This is a genomic window from Hungatella sp. (assembly GCF_046966825.1).
The window spans coordinates 18,427-38,124 of sequence record NZ_JBKVCZ010000063.1; the positions used below are offsets into that span (position 1 = coordinate 18,427).

The 19,698-nt window shown below is 50.7% G+C and carries 17 protein-coding genes; 6 read left to right on the top strand and 11 right to left on the bottom strand.

The window, feature by feature from the left end; all coding sequences use genetic code 11:
• The first annotated feature begins 85 nt into the window (after window positions 1-85).
• The 3 genes from ACLTD4_RS18725 (at window position 86) to ACLTD4_RS18735 (ending at window position 3,205) form a co-directional block, all read left to right on the top strand.
• A complete protein-coding gene (locus tag ACLTD4_RS18725; protein ID WP_117621753.1) occupies window positions 86-1,180 on the top strand; it encodes a DUF6709 family protein in 1,095 nt (364 codons plus the stop codon).
• Window positions 1,181-1,245: 65 nt separating this feature from the next.
• Complete coding sequence (locus ACLTD4_RS18730; RefSeq protein WP_117621754.1) at window positions 1,246-1,935, top strand: response regulator transcription factor; 690 nt, start codon at window positions 1,246-1,248, stop codon at window positions 1,933-1,935.
• Window positions 1,928-3,205 (top strand): sensor histidine kinase, encoded by a 1,278-nt coding sequence (locus ACLTD4_RS18735; RefSeq protein ID WP_117621755.1) that lies wholly within the window; start codon window positions 1,928-1,930, stop codon window positions 3,203-3,205. Before ACLTD4_RS18730 ends, ACLTD4_RS18735 begins: the two co-directional genes overlap by 8 nt.
• 72 nt (window positions 3,206-3,277) lie before the next feature.
• Here ACLTD4_RS18735 and ACLTD4_RS18740 read toward each other — a convergent pair whose 3' ends face one another.
• The 6 genes from ACLTD4_RS18740 to ACLTD4_RS18765 all read right to left on the bottom strand — a co-directional run bounded on the left by ACLTD4_RS18740 (window position 3,278) and on the right by ACLTD4_RS18765 (window position 8,658).
• Window positions 3,278-4,600, bottom strand: coding sequence for a hypothetical protein (locus tag ACLTD4_RS18740; protein ID WP_412331466.1), 1,323 nt, complete (start codon window positions 4,598-4,600; stop codon window positions 3,278-3,280).
• Window positions 4,601-4,666: 66 nt separating this feature from the next.
• Window positions 4,667-5,284, bottom strand: a complete 618-nt coding sequence (locus ACLTD4_RS18745; protein ID WP_412331467.1) for a serine hydrolase domain-containing protein — start codon at window positions 5,282-5,284, stop codon at window positions 4,667-4,669.
• Between the two features lie 5 nt (window positions 5,285-5,289).
• Window positions 5,290-6,330, bottom strand: a complete 1,041-nt coding sequence (locus ACLTD4_RS18750) for an ABC transporter permease (protein WP_412331468.1) — start codon at window positions 6,328-6,330, stop codon at window positions 5,290-5,292.
• Window positions 6,305-6,817 carry a hypothetical protein gene (locus ACLTD4_RS18755; RefSeq protein WP_412331469.1) on the bottom strand — a complete coding sequence of 171 codons (513 nt, stop codon included), beginning with the start codon at window positions 6,815-6,817 and terminating at the stop codon, window positions 6,305-6,307. Before ACLTD4_RS18755 ends, ACLTD4_RS18750 begins: the two co-directional genes overlap by 26 nt.
• Before the next feature lie 22 nt (window positions 6,818-6,839).
• Window positions 6,840-7,898: an ABC transporter permease gene (locus ACLTD4_RS18760; RefSeq protein WP_117621757.1), complete on the bottom strand. Its 1,059-nt coding sequence runs from the start codon at window positions 7,896-7,898 to the stop codon at window positions 6,840-6,842.
• A 1-nt stretch (window position 7,899) separates the two neighbouring features.
• Window positions 7,900-8,658 (bottom strand): ABC transporter ATP-binding protein, encoded by a 759-nt coding sequence (locus tag ACLTD4_RS18765; RefSeq protein WP_117621758.1) that lies wholly within the window; start codon window positions 8,656-8,658, stop codon window positions 7,900-7,902.
• Between the two features lie 245 nt (window positions 8,659-8,903).
• Here ACLTD4_RS18765 and ACLTD4_RS18770 point away from each other — a divergent pair, with 245 nt between their 5' ends.
• From ACLTD4_RS18770 to ACLTD4_RS18780, 3 genes are all read left to right on the top strand, one after another.
• Window positions 8,904-9,428 (top strand): hypothetical protein, encoded by a 525-nt coding sequence (locus ACLTD4_RS18770; RefSeq protein ID WP_117621759.1) that lies wholly within the window; start codon window positions 8,904-8,906, stop codon window positions 9,426-9,428.
• Between the two features lie 54 nt (window positions 9,429-9,482).
• Window positions 9,483-10,253 carry a MerR family transcriptional regulator gene (locus tag ACLTD4_RS18775; RefSeq protein WP_081034408.1) on the top strand — a complete coding sequence of 257 codons (771 nt, stop codon included), beginning with the start codon at window positions 9,483-9,485 and terminating at the stop codon, window positions 10,251-10,253.
• 157 nt (window positions 10,254-10,410) lie between these two features.
• Window positions 10,411-11,199, top strand: a complete 789-nt coding sequence (locus ACLTD4_RS18780) for an AraC family transcriptional regulator (RefSeq protein WP_412331470.1) — start codon at window positions 10,411-10,413, stop codon at window positions 11,197-11,199.
• Window positions 11,200-11,461: 262 nt separating this feature from the next.
• On the opposite strand, the gene ACLTD4_RS18785 is transcribed toward ACLTD4_RS18780, so the two are convergent.
• The 5 genes from ACLTD4_RS18785 to ACLTD4_RS18805 all read right to left on the bottom strand — a co-directional run bounded on the left by ACLTD4_RS18785 (window position 11,462) and on the right by ACLTD4_RS18805 (window position 19,576).
• Complete coding sequence (locus ACLTD4_RS18785; protein ID WP_002600616.1) at window positions 11,462-12,292, bottom strand: sugar phosphate isomerase/epimerase family protein; 831 nt, start codon at window positions 12,290-12,292, stop codon at window positions 11,462-11,464.
• Window positions 12,293-12,332: 40 nt separating this feature from the next.
• Window positions 12,333-13,886, bottom strand: coding sequence for a glycoside hydrolase family 28 protein (locus ACLTD4_RS18790; protein ID WP_117621761.1), 1,554 nt, complete (start codon window positions 13,884-13,886; stop codon window positions 12,333-12,335).
• A 5-nt stretch (window positions 13,887-13,891) separates the two neighbouring features.
• On the bottom strand, window positions 13,892-14,653 hold the full coding sequence (locus ACLTD4_RS18795) for a transcriptional regulator (RefSeq protein ID WP_117621762.1): 762 nt from the start codon (window positions 14,651-14,653) through the stop codon (window positions 13,892-13,894).
• 390 nt (window positions 14,654-15,043) lie between these two features.
• On the bottom strand, window positions 15,044-16,018 hold the full coding sequence (gene pfkA, locus ACLTD4_RS18800; protein ID WP_002600619.1) for a 6-phosphofructokinase: 975 nt from the start codon (window positions 16,016-16,018) through the stop codon (window positions 15,044-15,046).
• A gap of 75 nt (window positions 16,019-16,093) precedes the next feature.
• Window positions 16,094-19,576, bottom strand: coding sequence for a DNA polymerase III subunit alpha (locus tag ACLTD4_RS18805; RefSeq protein ID WP_002600620.1), 3,483 nt, complete (start codon window positions 19,574-19,576; stop codon window positions 16,094-16,096).
• Between the last annotated feature and the right edge of the window lie 122 nt (window positions 19,577-19,698).

The window sequence follows — 19,698 nt, forward strand, 5'->3', positions numbered from 1 at the left end:
AAAAGTATAATTGCATTGTAATATCACACAATTTCCTGTATGATAACAGGATAATGAGCATTTCCAAAGATAAGGGGGAACTACTATGTTAGAGACATTGAAAAAGCGTGTAACAAAAAATCTGATGTGGCGTATCGTCATCTCAGTCATCATCGTCGGTGCCGTCTTCTTTTACAGCGGTAAATCGATTCTGATGTTTGTCAAAGGGCCGGAGCCGATTACGGCAGGCATGGACTATGACGCCGCCGAGTGTTCCTATGTGAGCTTCGATGCGCAGTATATTGTTGACGAATATGTGCGTCAGACCGAACGCAACACAGACACCAAGAAAGAAACCCTGAAAAATATCAGCTACTTCGTTTATTTTGAGGAGGACGGATACTTTTTCGGAATTGAGCTTCCTTCTTCCAAAGAGGACGAGATGAACCAGTATATCGATGACACGATCAGCTGGCTGAACGGAGAGGTCGATGAGCTCACCAATACCAAATCCGTCAAGGGAACCTGGACAGAGCTCACAGGCAAGCGTCTCCAGTATTATCAGGAACAGATCACCGATGATCTGGGCGAGGAATTCCTTGAAATAGCGCTTCCCTATTATATCGACACAAATAAGATCGGAGACCGCTCCTTTCTCTCCATCTATATCTGCCTCGCAATCCTGGCTGTAACGATCCTTTACTTCATCTACACGCTTATCCGGTATTTTACCGGCAGCACTCTGAAAAATATAAAGAAGTATATCGAGGCCAATCCATCCGTATCTATGGAGCACATAGAAGCAGATTTCGCATCAGCCTCCGCCATCTCCAGCAGCATTTGGGTCGGCAGACGCTGGACCTACCACGTTTCCGGCATCTCCACCCAGCTTCTGGAGAACAGGGATCTGGTCTGGGGCTATTACTACCGCCGCACGGGGCGCAACTCCGAAAGCTCCCTGCGCCTGTACGATATCAACAGACGCTTACATACCCTGGCTGCGTCGGAAAAAGAGGCCATGGCCGCATTAAATGTTTATGAACAGCAGCAGCCTCACATGATTCTCGGCTACAAGAAGGAACTGGAAAAGACATTCCAGAAAGATTTCCAGGGCTTCTTGAACCTGCGCTATAACCGCCCTGCGGAAGATTTCCAGACTGCGCCGGATGAACCGTGGAACTACACGAATCCAGAAGAATAATAACAAACCAATGATGACTCGTACGCGCTGCGCACGGGTCATCGTGACAAGAACAGGAGACTGCCATGCATTACGACTGCCTGATTGTAGACGACGAGACAGCAATCGCCAGTTCTACCTCGGAATACTTTAACTTATTTGAGCTGTCATCAGCCTATGTAACCAGCTACGAACAGTGCGTTGACTTTTTAAAAGAGAATACGGTCTCCCTTCTCCTGCTGGATATCAATCTGGGAGACCGGTCCGGCTTCGGACTCTGCAAGAAACTGCGGGAACAGACGGATATTCCGATTCTGTTTATCAGCGCCCGCACCAGCGACGACGATATTCTGACTGCGCTAAACATCGGCGGAGATGATTACATCACCAAGCCGTACACCTTAAGCGTTCTGCTGGCCAAGGTAAAGGCCGTCTTAAAGCGGTGTGCACGGACCGTGGAAACCGGTCCCCTGCGGATCGCCGATGTCGAGATCGACCTCTCCGCCCACAAGGTAACCGTAGGCGGAAAGCCTGTCAAACTGAAAGAAATGGAATTCCGGCTGCTTGTTTATCTGGCACAGAATCTTGGACGCGTCGTCACGAAGGAAGAGCTTTTGGAGAACGTCTGGCCGGACCCCTATGTGGGCGAGGGCACCTTATCGGTCCACATCCGCCATCTGCGGGAGAAGATTGAGAAAGACCCCAATCACCCGCTGCTCATCTTAACGGTATGGGGTACGGGATACCGCATGGAGAATGGAGAATGCGATGATTAAGAAAAAATGGACGTTGCTGTTTCTGGTTTCCTGGCTCCTTTTGGGCGCCGTCTTTCTGTTCCGGCTTTTTTCCTCTCTGGAGATGCCGGCAATCGATATGGTTTCCATCAACCGCATCGAAAAAGAGACGGCCGCCCAGTGGGAACGGGGAACCTTTTTTAAACCGGATTCCTTTCCCTACGAATACACGGTCGCAGACCTCTCGGGAGCCATTCTGCTAAAGACCTCTGCCGCCGCCCCAGAAACCATGACCGAGGCGGTCCGCAGACACGATACCGTGCTGGATCTCACCATCGGCCAGGCCGTGAAGGGCCATGTGTTCATTGCCACCGGATACGACGCTGCTCTTCTGAAAGCAAAAAAAGAACTGGCCTTTTTCGCCGTTCTTCTTCTGCTGCTGCCGCTGATTCCTATTTTGATCTATACTGCTTATTTGAATCATGCCGTTTTAAAGCCGTTTCGGCGTATGAAAGATTTCACCCGGCATATCGCCATGGGCGATCTGGATTTCCCCCTTCCCATGGACAGAAAGCACGTGTTCGGCGCATTTACCGAAAGCTTTGACATCATGCGGGATCAGTTAAGGGAGGCGAGATTTAAGGAAGCGGAGGCGAACCGGAGCAAGAAAGAGCTGGTTGCTTCGCTGAGCCACGATATCAAGACTCCGGTCGCGTCCATCAAGCTGACCAGCGAGCTTCTCCTGGTTACAGAAAAAGAAGCGCCGGTCAGAGAACGCCTTCAGACCATTTACCAGAAATCCGACCAGATCGACCATCTGATCACCAACATGCTTCAGGCCTCTTTAGACGAGCTGGGGGAACTGACCGTAAACCTGTCGGAGGCGAGCAGCCGTTTAGTCGAAACCATGATCCGGGATGCCGATTACTGCGGCAGAATATCGTCATTTACACTTCCCGGCTGCATTCTCCTCATCGATCCGTTCCGCTTGGAACAGGTCATCGGCAACATCTTAAATAACGCCTACAAATACGCGGGAAGCGATATAAACGTGGTGTCTGACTTAACAGAAGACGGCCTGCGCGTCGAGTTTATGGATTACGGAAAGGGAGTCCCCGATGAGGAACTCCCCAGCCTCTTTACCAAATTCTTCCGCGGCTCCAACTCAGGCAAAAAGGCCGATGGCTCCGGACTCGGACTCTATATCTCCAAAAATCTGATGGAGCGTATGGGCGGCATCATCGAATGCAGGAACCGCAGTGACGGTTTTTCAGTCATTCTCTATCTTCCGCTTCGCCATCCCGGTACCTGACAGTGCGTCAGGACCGGGCCGGCCTCCATGTTCCGGGAACGCTGTGCAGGAAACTACGAAACATGCCCTGTGCTAATCCGCATAACGGATCGTAAACGCGGCTCCCGCTTCGCCCACCAGTACCACTCTGCCATCCTCCGGGAGATAGAACGGACGGTCCTCACTCAATGTCCACGAACTCGATACACATTTCATGTCGCGGCCGGTATGGTCATACACGTACCATGCGCCGTTCTCCGGTTTTTCAATGATAACCGGACGTTTCTGATTCCTGTCTCCGGTAATAAACCAGACCGCCTCCCCGTCTGCTCCGATGGTTCGCTCACTGTCTGCGTCAGGAAACGCTTCTGCGTCCGCTGCTGCAATATAGCGGTAGCTTCCCGATTCCAGATACTGTTTTCCATTCTCCTCCGTCCGCGTATAATCATTTAAATCGCGGCCTGCCTGCCCCGGAACCTCTGTAAAAAATCTTGCATGCATCTCATCCGTGACCTCTGCCATACGCAGCTCCAGATTCTCAAAGGAAAGAATTCCCCTCGGTTCGTCAAGCAGCAGAGGCTTCACCATGAACCGTTTCAGCCACGCACTGGAAGTATACTTTTCGCTTAAGAGATAATACTCCTGGCCATCCAGCGCCTTCCAGGCTGACACCGCAGTCTCCGCCGGCGCATTGCCGGTATACCGGGTGCCGACAGGAAGATACGTGGCCACACGGCCAAGGCCAGGGTAGACCTCCATGCTTTCCGCCATCAAATACTCTCTTCCCTTTTTTCCTTCCTGGAAACTCAGTCTGGTTCGCCCGATCCGGCCGCCGCTTCCCTTCGACAGCTCTCCCGACGCACTGATATAGCTGCCGTCCGTAGAGTAGAATCCACCATCTTCTCCAAGTCGATAGACCTGCTCTCTCCGTCTTCCGCTTCCTTCGGAGGCAACCGTCATCTCCCCTTCGCCGGAGACAGAGAGCTTTAACAGATCGCTGCCGGCGTACCAGCCGGACCGCTCTGCCGGATTTAAGTCCGCCTCCTCTCCACGGCTTACACTCTCTTCATCTCCCCGCTCAATTCTTTGGACCTCGTCCAGATACGTCATCACAATCTCCTGAACAGCCAGCTGGTTCAGTGTGCTGGAGCCGCCGCTGGTAAGCACGGCACAGGAAATATTCTCTTCCGGAAGCACCGTTAAGCTGCCGTGATAGAAGTTCGTATCGCCGCCCTTAACAAGGGCTTTTATCCCATAGCGGCTGAATGGATACGTTTCCACGCTGTCCCATCCAAGCCCATAGGATAAGGTCGTATCGCAGCCCTTCGGATTGATCTCCTCTGACGCTGGTTTCCGCCTTCCGTCGGACAACGACCGGTTGCCCTTCTGCTCATAAAAATTTCCAGCGGCGTCCATGGCAGTCGCGTGTGCCGCCCGCGCCGGAAATCACATTGGCGTTTTCCGGAGAGCTCCCCCCGCTCCTCATCGTATCTTCGCCAGGCGGCCCGACAGATTGCCGCTCTGAGGCGTCTTAAACTGTGTCAGGCCAAGATTTTCCGAAAATCCCCGGTCGATGTACTCCGTAAAGCTAAGTCCGGTCACCCGCTCCACCAGTATTTCCGCCAGTGTAAAGCCATCGTTGCAGTACACCTGGATATCGCCCGGATCGGATTTCAGGCGCTGTTTCTTAAGCCGCGCCAGCAGCATATCATGATTTTCCGTATCGCTGTCTCCCAACAGCATGGCGTTATTTAACGTGCTGCCAGGAAGCCCGGAACTGTGATCCAGGAGCATTTCCGGCGTTATCCTGCGATACCGCTCATCCGCCATCTCAAACTCCGGAATGTATGTGATGAGCGTTTTCTTGAGATCAAGCTTCCCCTCATCGGCCAGCCTCATGACCGCAGCCGCGGTCACCACTTTGCTGGTGGAGCCGATCCCGTACATGAGGGGCTCAGCCGCAGCCTGGGCTCCCACGCCCTCCGTCCCCGCCGGTACCGTCTCTTTCGCCAGGCAGGCCTCCCGGCCGAAACCGTTCATTCCGGAAAATATTGCCGCAGCCGCCAGAACTGCGGTTACATGGTACCATCTTTTCTTCATCCTCATCATTCCTCCGTCAACAATCCATATACCGTGATGCCTCTGATTTTTCCCGCCAGCACCATAGAAACCGCAAATGCGAATACCACCAGAGCGAAAGCCATAAGAAGAATCAGCCACGGCTCCACTACAAAATTCATCTCCGAAATTCCCAGCTGTTCAAATAAGAGACTGGCCATGCGGTTCACCGACAAACAGGCCGCAAGGGAACCGGCAAGCGTTCCGCCCACCGATGCAGGCAGAAAACTTATGGCGATCTGTTCCATCAGCTGTCTGTCCGTATAGCCCAGAGCCTTGTAGATGCCGAATTCTCCTCTCCGCCTCGTGAGCATCGACTTGATCACCATATAAAGCACCAGTACCACCAGAAGCACGGTTCCCGTGATGATAAGGGCTGCCATCATGCGTGTGGAATCGGCAATGCTGTCCACATTGGACACAAAGAGCCGTCTGTTGTTTTCAATCCTGTCTATCTCATAATCGTTCGTATCACCGCTTAAGACGACTTCGCCGTCTACCATCAGGGCATACTGGGCGCTGTCCACGCCGTACATGGATATCAGGGCGGCGAGCTTCTCTTCCGCCTTTCTCTTCGCCGCGGCCAGCGCTTCCTGTTTTTTCGTGCCGGTCTCCATACTTGCGCCGCTGTCCGTACCGGCATTTGTACCGGCATTTGTACCGGCATCTGTGCTGCTATCTGTATTGCTGTTCATATCCGCTCCCGTATTACCAGGTGACGCAGATGGGGAAAGCACTCGGAAGCTCTGCTCCATGGCCCCGATAAACGTATCGATATCCAGACCCGGCTCTAAGTACACCTGAATGGAATTCTTTTCGTAGTACGGCTCCACTCTTAAAAGTCCTGTCTCATGCATAAAGCAGATGCGGCCGAAGTTATTCATGGTCTGTGTCAGCCCACAGATCACATATTCAGCGGAAGCTCCGTTTGAAGATACTGTGACGGTATCCCCAATCTTCTTTCCCCAGCTCCTGGCGAGAAGTCCCGTCACCACGATCTCGTTATCGTATCTGGAAAATCCCCTCATAGACCTCCACCATTTCCAGTTTACCAAAGTCATCCGACACGTAGCAGCTTAACAGCTCGCCCTCCACGCTCAGAGACTCCATCTCATAGAGGCTCACTTTTCTGACTCCCTCCATGGCGCCGATCTTTTCCGTCAGTTCCTCATAATTTTCATGAGGGGCCTTATAGACCATGATATCGCTGATCTCATATCCTGTCATCTTAAGCACCAGATCGTCGTTAATCCCCATATTCCACCAGGTGATGATGGAAAATGCGCTGGCAAATGCAATGCCGGCGAAAATGATGCCGACCATAAGGTACATTTTCCGGTTAAAAGCCATGCTCTTTAATCCCAGCGCCATGGAGAGAGAGCCACGCGTCCGTTCCAGCGGGAAATGCTCCTTCTTGAAGCTGTGGGATTTGATGCCGCCCCGCAGCGCCTCCACCGGAAGAATTTTGGCTGCTGCCGCGGCGGAACGCCATGCGACCAACACCACTACAGCCATGATAAAGGCCGCGCTCAGGATATCAAAGCCAATATGCCCCCCCGCTCCTCCAGGTAACGCCTACCGAGCTTGTAATCAGCCCGCCCAGGGCCGCGATGATCCCATAGGAAAGGGCGATTCCCAGCACCGTTCCGATCATTCCGATGATGACAAACTCCAGGACCACCGACCACCGGATCTGCCTTCCCGTATACCCCACGGCTCCCAGCGCTCCAATACCTCGCATCTGAGAATCAATATGATTGGAAATCCTGAATTTCATCACTATCACAGCGACAATCACCATCAAAAACGAGAATACAAACAGTACCACGGAAATAATGGTAACCACCATGGTGGTTCCGTTTCTCATGTCGTCGATGGTTATTTCCATGGCCTTCGCATCCATGGAAATCGCTTCAATATTTACATCCGTATCTTTCTTAAAATCCGCGATTAATCCTTTTAAATCCGCCTGATCCTTCACCCTCACCAGGAGCATATATCCGCCGCCCTGTTGTTCGTACAGTTTTTCATACGCCTTCTCCGGCATATAGAAATTCACCATGCTGCTGACCGAAGAGTGAAGCCAGGTGGACTGCGTGAAGCCCGCTATGCGGAAATGGTAATCTTTTTTATTATAATTCAGGATCAGCTCATCCCCCAGTCCATATCCCATGTCCTTCATAAACACCGGAATGTAGACCGCCTCATCCTCCGGCACCTCGGTCTGCTCCGCCACGAAATAGCCGCCGATCTTCCTGCTGCGGTCCATATTCAGGAAGTTGGCGGAGATAACGCCGCCTTCCGGGAAGGAGGCCATATCCATCATTACAAATTCGTCCGTCTCTGCGGCTTCCACCCTCGGATCCTGCAAGAAGAAGTCGAGATACTCTTCGCGGTACTCATTTCCCGTAAACCGGACCATGTAGTGCGCTCCGCCCAGCCTGTCGTTTTCCATATCGTAAAAATGGTTAATTCCCGCCAGCAAAGTGAGTCCCACATTAAAAATGGCCACTGACAGCAGTATGAGAACACCCATGGAAACGGCCACGCCCTTTTTCTTTCTTATATTTGCCATGGCAATCATAAAAACCGGCATCTTACCACCCCATTTCCGTCAAAAACGCATTCAGCTTCTCATGACGCGCCATATCATTACTGGTATACGTACCCAGCCGGCACTCGCCGCAGATCATGCCGTCCTTCAAATAGACCACCCGGTCCGCCCGCCTCGCAGTCTTCACATCGTGAGTGACGACAATAATGCTCTGGCCCTTCTTGTTCACCTCACTCAGAGTATTTAACACCTGCTCTCCAAACGCCGAATTTAAGGCTCCTGTGGGCTCATCTGCAAATACCACGGCCGGCTCATTGATCAGTGCCCTCACAATGCCCACCCGCTGAGCCTCGCCGCCGGAAAGCTGGGACGGAAACTTTCCCCAGTCCTCTTTCATAATTCCGACTTCACCCAGCAACTCCTTTGCCCTGGCTGCAACGGCCTTTTTATCTCTGGATACCAGAAGACCGCAGGCCAGCACATTGTCCATAACGCTCATATTGTCCAAAAGATGAATCTGCTGAAATACGAACCCGCAGTTTTTCCTGCGGAACACAGCCATATCGCTGATTCCCAGATGATTAATCTTCACATCTCCATACATCACCTCTCCCAGCGTCGGCTTATCCATTCCCGACAGCGCGTAAAGCAATGTGGACTTACCCGAGCCGGAAGCCCCCATAATCACGGTAAAGTCTCCTTTATAGATACTCAAATCCAGATTTTTAAGCACATGCTGCTGCCTCCCGCCGCTGGAAAAGCTCTTACACAATTTATCTGTCTGAATAACGATTTCTTTCATCGTCTTTCTCCCTTCTATATTTGAACATTCTGTCTCAGATGTTCCGCTTTAAAACTTCTGTCTCTTTCCTCCGATATCACCATTATAAATGGCCGCTGAAAAAAAGTCCTTAGAAAACTGCTGTCAAATTCTTATCAGTTTCTTAACTGATTGGCATTTCTGTGGTAAACTGGAGAAAGGCAGGAATATAGAATGCCTTCTTTCGTTACGCGTTTGAATTTCAATTTTTAAGAAACGAGGCATATATGGCTAATACCATCTATTTAAACAACAAAGACAGCATGTCCATGAGCAACGGCTGTACGGACGTATTTCTTACCACTATCGGACTGAGCGGATCCCGCCTGGCCGTGACAGACGGGGAAAAACGCCTCATACTGTGGCTCCTCGAGAGGGACCAGTGGGTATGGGGCCGGGGAATCGTGGGATTTAATCTTGCGGAAATGCCCTGGGATATCGAAAATCTGGAATCACAGAAACAATTTTTCTGTTCCGTCATTAACGGAGTATTGGAAGAATCCGGCTGGGAAACGCTGGATTACAAGCCTAATAAAGACCTTCTGACGCCCCAGATTCGAAGCTTTCGCCGCCTGATCGGCGCGCTGGAAGTGGAGGATATCATTGTGGGGGCGAAAAAAGAATGGCTGGAGGCCTCAGAGAATGAGGCATGGCGTCAGGGGAGGTATGCATTCTGTTCCCGGCATGGTATCCTTCTGACCGATACCGGCTGCCTGGCGTGTCATGATATGTCAGAAAACCCTCCACTATAACACCAGGCTTTTGGGTTATGATATGATTATGATATTAAACCGGAGGCAATTGACATGATAAATACTTACTCAACTTCCGATGTGGCAAAGCTTATCGGAATCCATCCCAACACAGTACGGCTTTACGAGGACCTGGGGCTGATTACGAGGCCGGAGCGAAAAACCAACGGTTACCGGGTATTCACGGATTACCACCTGATCCAGTTTCGGATCGCGCGTCTGGCCTTTCAGGTTGAAGTCCTTCAGAACGGCCTGCGGAAACAGGCTGCTGCAATTGTAAAGTCGTGTGCATCCGGTGACATGGATAAGGCGCTGTACCTCACTGATCTCTATCTGAGACAGATCAGCGAAGAAAAACTGAATGGGGAGACGGCCATACAGATTGCCGGACAGATCCTTTCCGGGCGTACGCGTATTTCCGACGACCTGCTTCTCACGAGATCACAGGCCGCCCTTTCCCTGCACATCACCGTGGACACGCTGCGCAACTGGGAGCGCAACGGACTGCTGGAGGAAGCAAAAAACCAGAATGGACGCCGCGTTTACACCTCCCGCGATCTGGAACGGCTGATTATCATCAAATCCCTTCGCTGCGCCAACTACTCTCTTTCCGCCATCCTGCGGATGCTGTCTGCACTGTCCCTCAATCCGGAGGCCAGTATCCGTGATGCCATCGATACACCGAGGCCGGATGACGACATTCTGACCGCCTGTGACCACCTTCTTACTTCTCTGGAGCAGGCAAGAGACAACGCGGAACAGATCATTATACTTTTATCAGTACTGAAAAAATCAGAATCAGTCAACCCACACGCGGGAACATAAAGGAGCACTGGCGATTTTCCGGCTCCATGTCAGCCGGACAAATAAAGCCACGGAATGACAGGATTTTATTCCGTTTATGCGTTACTATCATTATAGTCACTGCACGTAAGCATCCAAACGACAGACGTGAAGTGCTCATAACCAGGAGGCAGGAACAATGGAATGGACAGAAAGTTTAAAACGTTCAATTAATTTTATGGAAAACCATCTTTTGGAGGATATCAGCCCCAACGATGTGGCCGCAGAGGTACATATCTCGTCGTTTTATCTCCAGAAAGGCTTCAGCATCATGACCGGCTACTCCATCGGAGAGTATATCCGATACCGCAGGCTGTATCTGGCCGCACTGGATGTCATCGCCGGAAGCGCTAAGGTAATCGATCTGGCTTACCGGTACGGATACGACACACCTGAGAGCTTCACAAAGGCATTCAGCCGTTTTCACGGAGTTTCGCCGGCGCAGATGAAGAAAACTTCCAATAAAATCCACACGTTTTTGCCTTTAAAAATAACCGTTTCGGTACAAGGAGGAAATGACATGGATTATGCAGTAGAAAAGATGAATGTATTTTCGGTAATCGGCTATGAATACGAGGTTCGTTATGACGATTCCTATCAGACAATTCCGAAACTTTGGGATCAGTTCTGTGAGCACTCCGACCGCGGAGATAATTCGCCCGAAGTGCAGCAGGCAATTGACATCTGTAAAATCGGGGAATTCGGTATCTGCATGGACGATAATCCCGGCGGAGGCACCTTTCACTATCTGATTGCCGGCCATTACAACGGAGGCCCTGTTCCCGAGGGTATGAAGGTATTCGAGATTCCCGCTGCGGAGTGGGCAAAATTCCACTGCACCGGACCGCTTCCCGGCTCCCTGCAGGCAGTCAACACAAAGATTTTCAAGGAATGGCTTCCCGCAACCCGGACTATGAGTTTTCCATGAATATGAATATCGAATGGTATTCCATGAGCGACTGCAGTCAGCCGGATTATGAAAGTGAAATCTGGATTCCTGTGAAACGTAAATAAGTCTTTCCAGTATAGCAGCTATATTTAGCAGCAGAATTTTTCAGCAGACAGCAGCAGAGAAAGGGACAGTCCTGTTAAGGTCCGTCCCTTTCTCTGTTTCATTCGACTCACTCCGCTGATATCAGTACCCATCATTCTCGTACACTATGATAATATTCTCGTTATTCCTGCGACCTTCATCCCTCAAAGCTCTCTAAGAATTCCCTTGATTCCACCGCATTTTCCGGTGTGCTGTCCTCGATCGTCATCTGAATATACGGCTTTTCCTTCCGCACAAAATCCATGATCGTATCGTATTTCATAATTCCGGTACCCGGAGCACCGGAAACGATTCTATCCTCTTCCACGACGAAATCTTTCATGTGCAGAACCGCGGTGTACTCTCCCAAATCCTGAATCGCCTGAGTAAAGACAGACTCATAATCCCTGCTATTTTCCACAGAAAGAAGATTGACCGGATCCAGAATGATCTGGAGGTTAGGAGAATTGATCTCCTTCAGAACCCGAAGCGCCTGTTTCGAATCGTAAACAATGTGACTCCAAACCGGTTCGATAGCAAGAATAACGCCAAACTTTTCTGCACACGCTACTACCGGGCGAACATTCGTTATAAATGTCTGAAGCGCCTCTTCCGTATGGCAGGCCGGTTCAAAGTGGTAATCCGCGTTGGGAGCCCCCGTCTCTGTTCCCACCACACTGCATCCTAAAATAGAAGCAAACCGAATATGGGCAAAGTACCGTTCCTGTATCTTCCTTAATTCTTCCGGATCCGGATGGGCAAGATTCAAATAGCAGCCCAGCACTGCGATGTCCACATCGTACTTTGCAAACATCTTTCTTAAATATGCAGCGTACCCGGGTGTCAGCGCTGAATTGGCAACAGAGTGTTCCGTCACCGTCTTTGCAAGCGCCAGATGGCCGCAGGTAAACCCCTGTTCATGTGCTCTCATAACTCTCTGTTCCAGTGTTCCTGGTTCAATATCGTGTAACCGAATTCCTATCTGCAACTTCGTTTCCTCCTTATCATGAACACACTGCGTGTTCTCTCTATACCTCTTCAAAATAATCAATATTGCTCATAATAAACGCATCGCCCTTCTGTCCGGTAATGGTTACATTTTTACAGATCAGCGTATCCACATTCATCACGGTAAATCCCTGTCTGGAGCAGGCCTCCACCCCTTCCATCATAGCTGGAACGCCTTCCCTGGCCTGTTCCGCAAAGGAGATCTCCACATTTTCCAGTTCAATCTTACGGATCTTCTGCTCCGGCAGACCGCAGAGGAAAGAAGCCGCCACATGGCAGTCCGATGCTTTAATATCTTTAAAGGACAGGTTTTTAATCTCCGGTGTCCGCTCGTCTACCGGCAGAGCTTCCCTGCACTGCACGTAATCCGTCCTTCCATCCGGATCACAGAAATAGAAGCTGTTGACCACAAATGGAGTCATGACATTCTCCATGATTATATGTTGAAAGGAAATATCAGACAGCACCGAATCCCTTCCCCTTCCGCGCCTGGTTTTCACCCGGAGACCTCTGTCAGTGCACCGGAACAGACAGTCCTTCACCTGCACCGCCTTTACACCGGCTCCGACCTCGCTTCCCACCGTAACCGCACCATGGCCATTTTCCATCAGGCACTGGCGAATCTCAATATTCTCCGAAGGAGTCTTATAGCGGCGCCCCATATAGATTTTCCCTGACTTTATGGCAATGCAGTCATCACCGAGGGAAAAATGCAGCCCTGCAATCTCCACATCTCTGCACGATTCCGGATCCAATCCGTCTGTATTGGGCGAGTCCGCAGGATTCCTAATATCCAGATCCAAAAAACGCAGTCCCTGGCTGAAATACGGATGAAGTACCCAGGTGGGGCTGTTCTTCAGATGAAATCCCTGAAGCGTGATGCTCTTACACCTCTCCAGAAATACCATACGCGGCCGGAAAGCTCCCCGCATTGTTCCCACATCGTTCCACCAGTTCTCAAAGGAAGCCTGGCCGTCCACCAGTCCCTCTCCATAGATTACCACATCTTCCACTTCAATTCCATTGATAATTCCAGCAAACATAGGAAGAGGATTTCCCTCCCACGTCCCTAAGTTATAATCCTCTGTCTCATCGCAGCTTTCAATCATACCTGGAAATCTTGGATATCTGAAGCGGTCGGTATCCGCCGCCAAAACAGCTCCGGCTGCCAACTCCAGCCTGATATGACTTTTTAAAAACAGACTGGTAATCCGGTATACTCCCTTTGGTATCAGCACGCGTCCATTCTTCGGACATGCCAGAATCGCCGCCTGTATAAATCCGGTATCATCCTGTATCCCGTCACCCTTTGCTCCGACCTCTTTGACATTGAGAGTCACGAATTCATAATCCGTACGGAAAACGGTTCTCGCCTCTTCCCCATCCCGCTTTAAGCATACCTCATACTCCGTATCCGGCCTTAATCCAAACAGACTGAAAATCACCCGGTTTGTCCTCTTATAAAGGCTCCCGTTTATGTAAATCTCTCCCTCAGTATCAAATTCAAAAATCCGGCCCGCCTCTGTCTCCAATGTCGCTGACCGGGCGGTCATACAAATCACCTTTAGCTCCATGTTCTTCATCCTCGCATATCAACAGACCATTTTTCCCTGTCTTTTTCAAAGACCAGGTATTGTGCCTTCAGCATATTCCCAAGTCCATCTTCCTGTTCCTGCTGTTCTTCGAAGCGTCTCCAGATCCGGAGTCCAGCCTCTCCATATTTTTCACGGTTTAATATCCCCATGTTGCACGCCTTTAAAACTGCGTAGCCAGCCCAGGCCCTTTCGTTATTCTGATGCGCTTCCGCACTATGTACTTCCATACTTTGTACTTCCACGGTTTGTACTTCCACAGTTTGTACTTCCGTGTTTTGAACTTCTGCCAGCATTTCCTGGCGGACTGCCTGCTTAAACAAATCACACAACGCCCTGTAGTATTCATAGATTTCCATCGACATCCGATCAATTGTATCAATCAGTGCGGCAGCCTCCTGACCTGACCATGCCTCTTTTCTCTCAAAAAACGCCGCGATCTCTCCATAGTGGGCTTTCTTATTAAATAAAGTATCATACTCCGCATAAAAAGGCATGGCCGTCTCACTTATCACTTCTTCCCCACTCACCAGCCGGTTAAACACAAGATCTGCGGCATTCCGGTATTCCTGTTTCCCAGTCTGCCTCAGTGCAAACAGATATGCTCCGGCTTCCCTCCCGGAGAGAAGGTTTTTGCCCGCCGGCAGACCGGTCCTGTTGATTCGTTCCAGAACACGATCCCCATACCCGGCTGCACCCGTTGCCTGGTACATCTGCATCAAACCGGACAGCTCATAGATATCTTCCATGATTTTACATCTCCTCATCGTTCATTCCCGCGGCATAACAGGGCTCAACTCATATTCTATGCCCAATTATGTAATCGCTTACATCTCTGTTTTTTATTTCAATTCAGTAAAATAACTGCATTTTTAGTTTATCATTATTACCAAATGCTGTCAATGTGTAAGCGCTTACGCACGAAAATAAATTACATTTTCCTTTTCCACAGCCGGATCGTCTCGACAGCGGTCCTTGTATACCGGGAAACTTCCTCATCCATTTTCAATCAAAAAGGAGAATCCCCGCCGCCTCCATACACCAAACACCGTGTATCGTCTGCGGGAATTCTCCCAAACCCTTTTACCCGATTCTACTAATCTTACAGTCCGCCGACCGGCAAACCTATGCTCCGCAGATTACCGAACCAGCATTCTGCTGATCTGATACTGATCCTCCGGAATATCCTTGTGCATATTCAGCGCTTCCTGAATATCGAAATCTACGTATTCGCCATGCTTGTAAGCCACGATACGGTTGCTTTCGCCCTTGCAGAGAAGCTCAACCGCCTTCGCACCCATGATGGAAGCGTAAACTCTGTCCTTGCAGGTAGGCGCGCCGCCACGCTGCATGTGGCCCAGAATCGTTGCTCTCGTCTCAATGCCGGTTGCCGCCTCGATTCTCTTCGCCATGGAAGAAGAATGGCCGATGCCCTCCGCGTTGATGATGATATGATGCTTCTTGCCGCGTTTTCTGTTCTCGATAATGCGGTTAATCAGCGCCTGCTCGTCGCCGTCGTAACGCTCCGGAAGAAGAATATCCTCCGCTCCGTTGGCGAAGCCGCACCACAGAGCAATGTAACCGGCGTTGCGTCCCATAACCTCAATGATACTGCAGCGCTCATGGGAAGTAGATGTATCACGCACCTTGTCGATGGCCTCCATCGCCGTGTTCACAGCAGTATCAAAGCCGATGGTGTAATCGGTACATGCGATATCCAGGTCGATGGTTCCCGGAAGTCCTATGGTATTAATTCCAAGTGCGGAAAGCTTTCCCGCTCCGCGGAAGGAACCGTCACCGCCGATTACCACCAGGCCGTCAATCCCATGCTTCTTACAGATATCGGCGCCCTTTTTCTGGCCCTCAGCCGTTGTGAACTCCTGGCATCTGGCTGTATAGAGAATCGTACCGCCGCGGTGAATAATGTCCGACACGCTGGTACTCGTCATATCAACAATTTCTTCCTGCAGAAGGCCCGCGTATCCTCTCATGATGCCCTTTACTTCTAATCCTTTATGGATAGCCGTCCTGACAACCGCACGGATTGCCGCATTCATACCCGGTGCGTCACCGCCGCTGGTTAATACGCCGATCGTCTTTACTTGTTTTGCCATAGTAACTTCCTCCTGTTTCTGAACATCTTTTATTGTAAACTGTCTTCGTTCTTACCAAATCATACAAATTGTATTCTAATTCATTTTCCTTATCTTTTCAACTGTTTTTTCTACAACCTTGACATTTTTTTCACCAAGTTTTTCAGTCAAAACAGAGACAAGTTCATTGGAAGCACTTACATTTCTATTGGCCGGTAAAACCTTTTTCGCCCGCTCCTTTTCCAGATAAATGATCACGGTGTCATTTCCTTCCGACTCTTTCAATTCTGAAAGGATTTCGGCCTCTCTGGCCATGTAAACGTCTTTGTCGGGGAACTTCAGCCACAGCTCCTTTGGAAGGCTCTGGAAGGGGATTACGCGCTCACAGATGACCTTTCCCACCGGATCGTCACCGATAGAAGCGCGGCCCTGGATAAAGACCTTGGCATCTTCCACAAACAGCTCCCTTTTGCTCTCATAATCCTTTGGAAATACGATTACCTCCACAGATCCGACTAAATCCTCCAGTGTGAGAAACGCCATCAGCTTGTTGTTTCTTGTCGTCTTCACCGTCTTCCCTGTGATCATGCCGCCGATGGTCACATACGTGCCATCCTGGACACGGGCCGCTTCCGTCTCCTCATCCACTATGAAATCTATGGTAACCGCGGTGATATTATTCCTCCAGGTGGCCTCATAGGCCTCCAGCGGATGGCCGCTTACGTAGATTCCCAGCGCCTCCTTCTCAAAGGCCAGAAGCTCCTCCTTCGGAAATTCTCCCACATTGGGGAAGGTAATCTGGTACCGTGTCTTCTCTTCCTCGCTGGCAATGTCGAACAGCGTCAGCTGCCCTTCCATGGAGTTCTTCTTCTCCTTGCTCCTCTGGTCCAGAAGCTCCGGCGCCACCAGGACCTTCTGCTTCCTGGTTCCGGGAAGGGTATCCAGCGCACCCGACTTGATGAAGTTCTCCAGCGTCCTCTTGTTGACCTCCTTATTGCTCATGCGGTCCACAAAATCCTCGATGGAGGTGAAAAGCCCGTTGCTCTCCCGCTCTGAGACGATCAGCTCCACGACGGATTTGCCGACGCTCTTGATCGCCGAGAGGCCGTAGCGGATCGCGCCTCCGGAAACCGAGAAGCCGCTCTCCCCTTCATTGATATCTGGCGGAAGGATGGAGATCCCCATCTGCCGGCAGCTTAAAATGTATTCCGATACCTTGGTCACATTATCCATGACCGAGGTCAGCAGGGCCGCCATATATTCCTGCGGATAGTAGTATTTTAAGAAAGCGGTCTGATAAGAAACCACGGCATAAGCCGCCGCGTGGGACTTATTGAATGCATACTTTGCAAAATCAATCATCTCATCGTAGATATGATTGGCAATCTTCTCATCGATCCCGTTGGCTATACAGCCCATAACACCCTCTTCCGGATTTCCGTAAACGAAATTCTGGCGTTCCTTTTCCATGACCGACGTCTTCTTTTTCGACATGGCTCTTCGAACCAGGTCACTCCGGCCCATGGTATATCCGGCCAGATCCCGCACAATCTGCATAACCTGTTCCTGGTAGACGATACAGCCGTAGGTCGGGCTTAAGATCGGTTCCATCTGAGGGCAGTCATACGTCGCGGACGAGGGATCATTCTTTCCCTTTAAGTATTTGGGAATGAAATCCATAGGGCCCGGACGATAGAGGGAAATACCGGCAATGATGTCCTCAAGGCTCTGAGGCTTTAACTCCTTCATGAAGCTCTTCATCCCCGAACTCTCCAGCTGGAACACGCCGTCATCCTTTCCTGTTCCGATGGATTCCAGCACCGCCTTGTCGTCGTAATCGATATAATCCATATCGAGCGCCACGCCGCGGTTCTTCTCCACAGCCTTCACTGCATTCTGAATAACGGTCAGCGTCCGGAGTCCCAGGAAATCCATCTTCAGAAGCCCCAGTTCCTCCAGCGTGGTCATGGTGAACTGTGTCGTGATCGTACCGTCAGCCGCCTTTGAAAGCGGCACATACTCGTCTACCGAGGTACGGCTGATAACGACTCCGGCCGCATGCATGGAGGTATGCCTTGGCAGGCCTTCAAGACGCATGGACATGTCGATCAAATATTTGACCTCCGGGTCCTCATTATAGGCACTTCTTAAATCCGGGCTCTGTTTTAACGCCTTCTCCAGAGTCATGCCCAGATCACCCGGTATCATCTTCGCAATGGCGTCGCATCTGGCGTAAGGCATGTCCAGAACACGTCCGACGTCGCGCACCACGCCCTTTGCCGCCAGCGTACCGAAGGTGACGATCTGCACCACCTGGTCCTTGCCGTACTTCCTGACCACATAATCGATGACTTCCTGACGCCGCTCGAAGCAGAAGTCCACGTCGATATCAGGCATGGACACACGCTCCGGGTTCAGGAAACGCTCAAACAGCAGATTATACCGGATGGGATCGATATTGGTAATCCCCAGACAGTATGATACGATGCTGCCGGCCGCGGACCCACGCCCCGGACCCACGATGATGTCCTGGGATCTGGCATAATGGATGAAATCCCATACGATCAGGAAGTAATCCACGTATCCCATGGTATGGATCACATCCAGCTCATACTCCAGTCTGGCCTTCAGCGTGCCGTCGTCGTCAGGGTAATGCTTCGCCAGTCCGTCGAAACAGAGCTTGTTTAAATATCCCCAGGAGTCGTAGCCCTCCGGCACATCGTACCGGGGCAGCTTCGTCACGCCGAACTCGATCTCCACATTACAGCGCTCGGCGATATCGTGTGTGTTGTCGATCGCTTCGGCAGCATAGGAGAAGAGTTTTCTCATCTCCTCCTCGGTCTTGCAGTAGTACTGGCCGCCTTCATACCTCATGCGGTTTTCATCGGTTACCTTCTTACCGGTCTGAATACACAGAAGGATATCGTGCGGTGTGGCGTCCTCCGCAAATGTATAATGAATATCATTGGTCGCAACCAGCTTGATGCCGGTCTCCCTGCTCATGCGCAGTAATCCCTGGTTCACCGTGTGCTGCGCCGGAATTCCATGATCCTGCAGTTCCAGGAAGAAATTCCCTTCCCCGAAAATCTGCTGGTAGCGGAGCGCCGCATTCTTTCCCTGCTCGTACATACCTCGCTCGATATAGCGCTGTACCTCGCCGGCCAGACAGGCGCTGAGAGCGATGATGCCCTCATGGTACGTCTCCAGCACTTCATAATCAACACGGGGTTTATAATAAAATCCATCGACAAAGCCCTTGGACACGATCTTCATCAGGTTCTGATAACCCTGGTTGTTCTCGGCCAACAGCACCAGATGATAGTAGCGGTCCTCCCCGTTCGTGGTTTCTCTGTCAAATCTGGAACCGGCCGTCACATATACCTCGCATCCGATGATGGGTTTGATTCCCACCTCTCTGGCCGCCCGGTAGAAATCGATCACGCCGTACATGACGCCATGGTCCGTGATAGCCATGCTGTCCATGCCCAGCTCTTTTGCCCTCGCCGTCAGCTCCTTAATCTTACAGGAGCCGTCTAAAAGGCTGTATTCCGTATGGACGTGTAAATGTGTAAATGCCACGTTTCTAGTCTCCTTTGTTTTATCTCTTATATCTCGTCAAAATTATTTTAACATATCCTATTCGTTTATTATAGCATATTTTTTATTTACGCGCGGGATTTTTCATTCAGGGGATATATAAC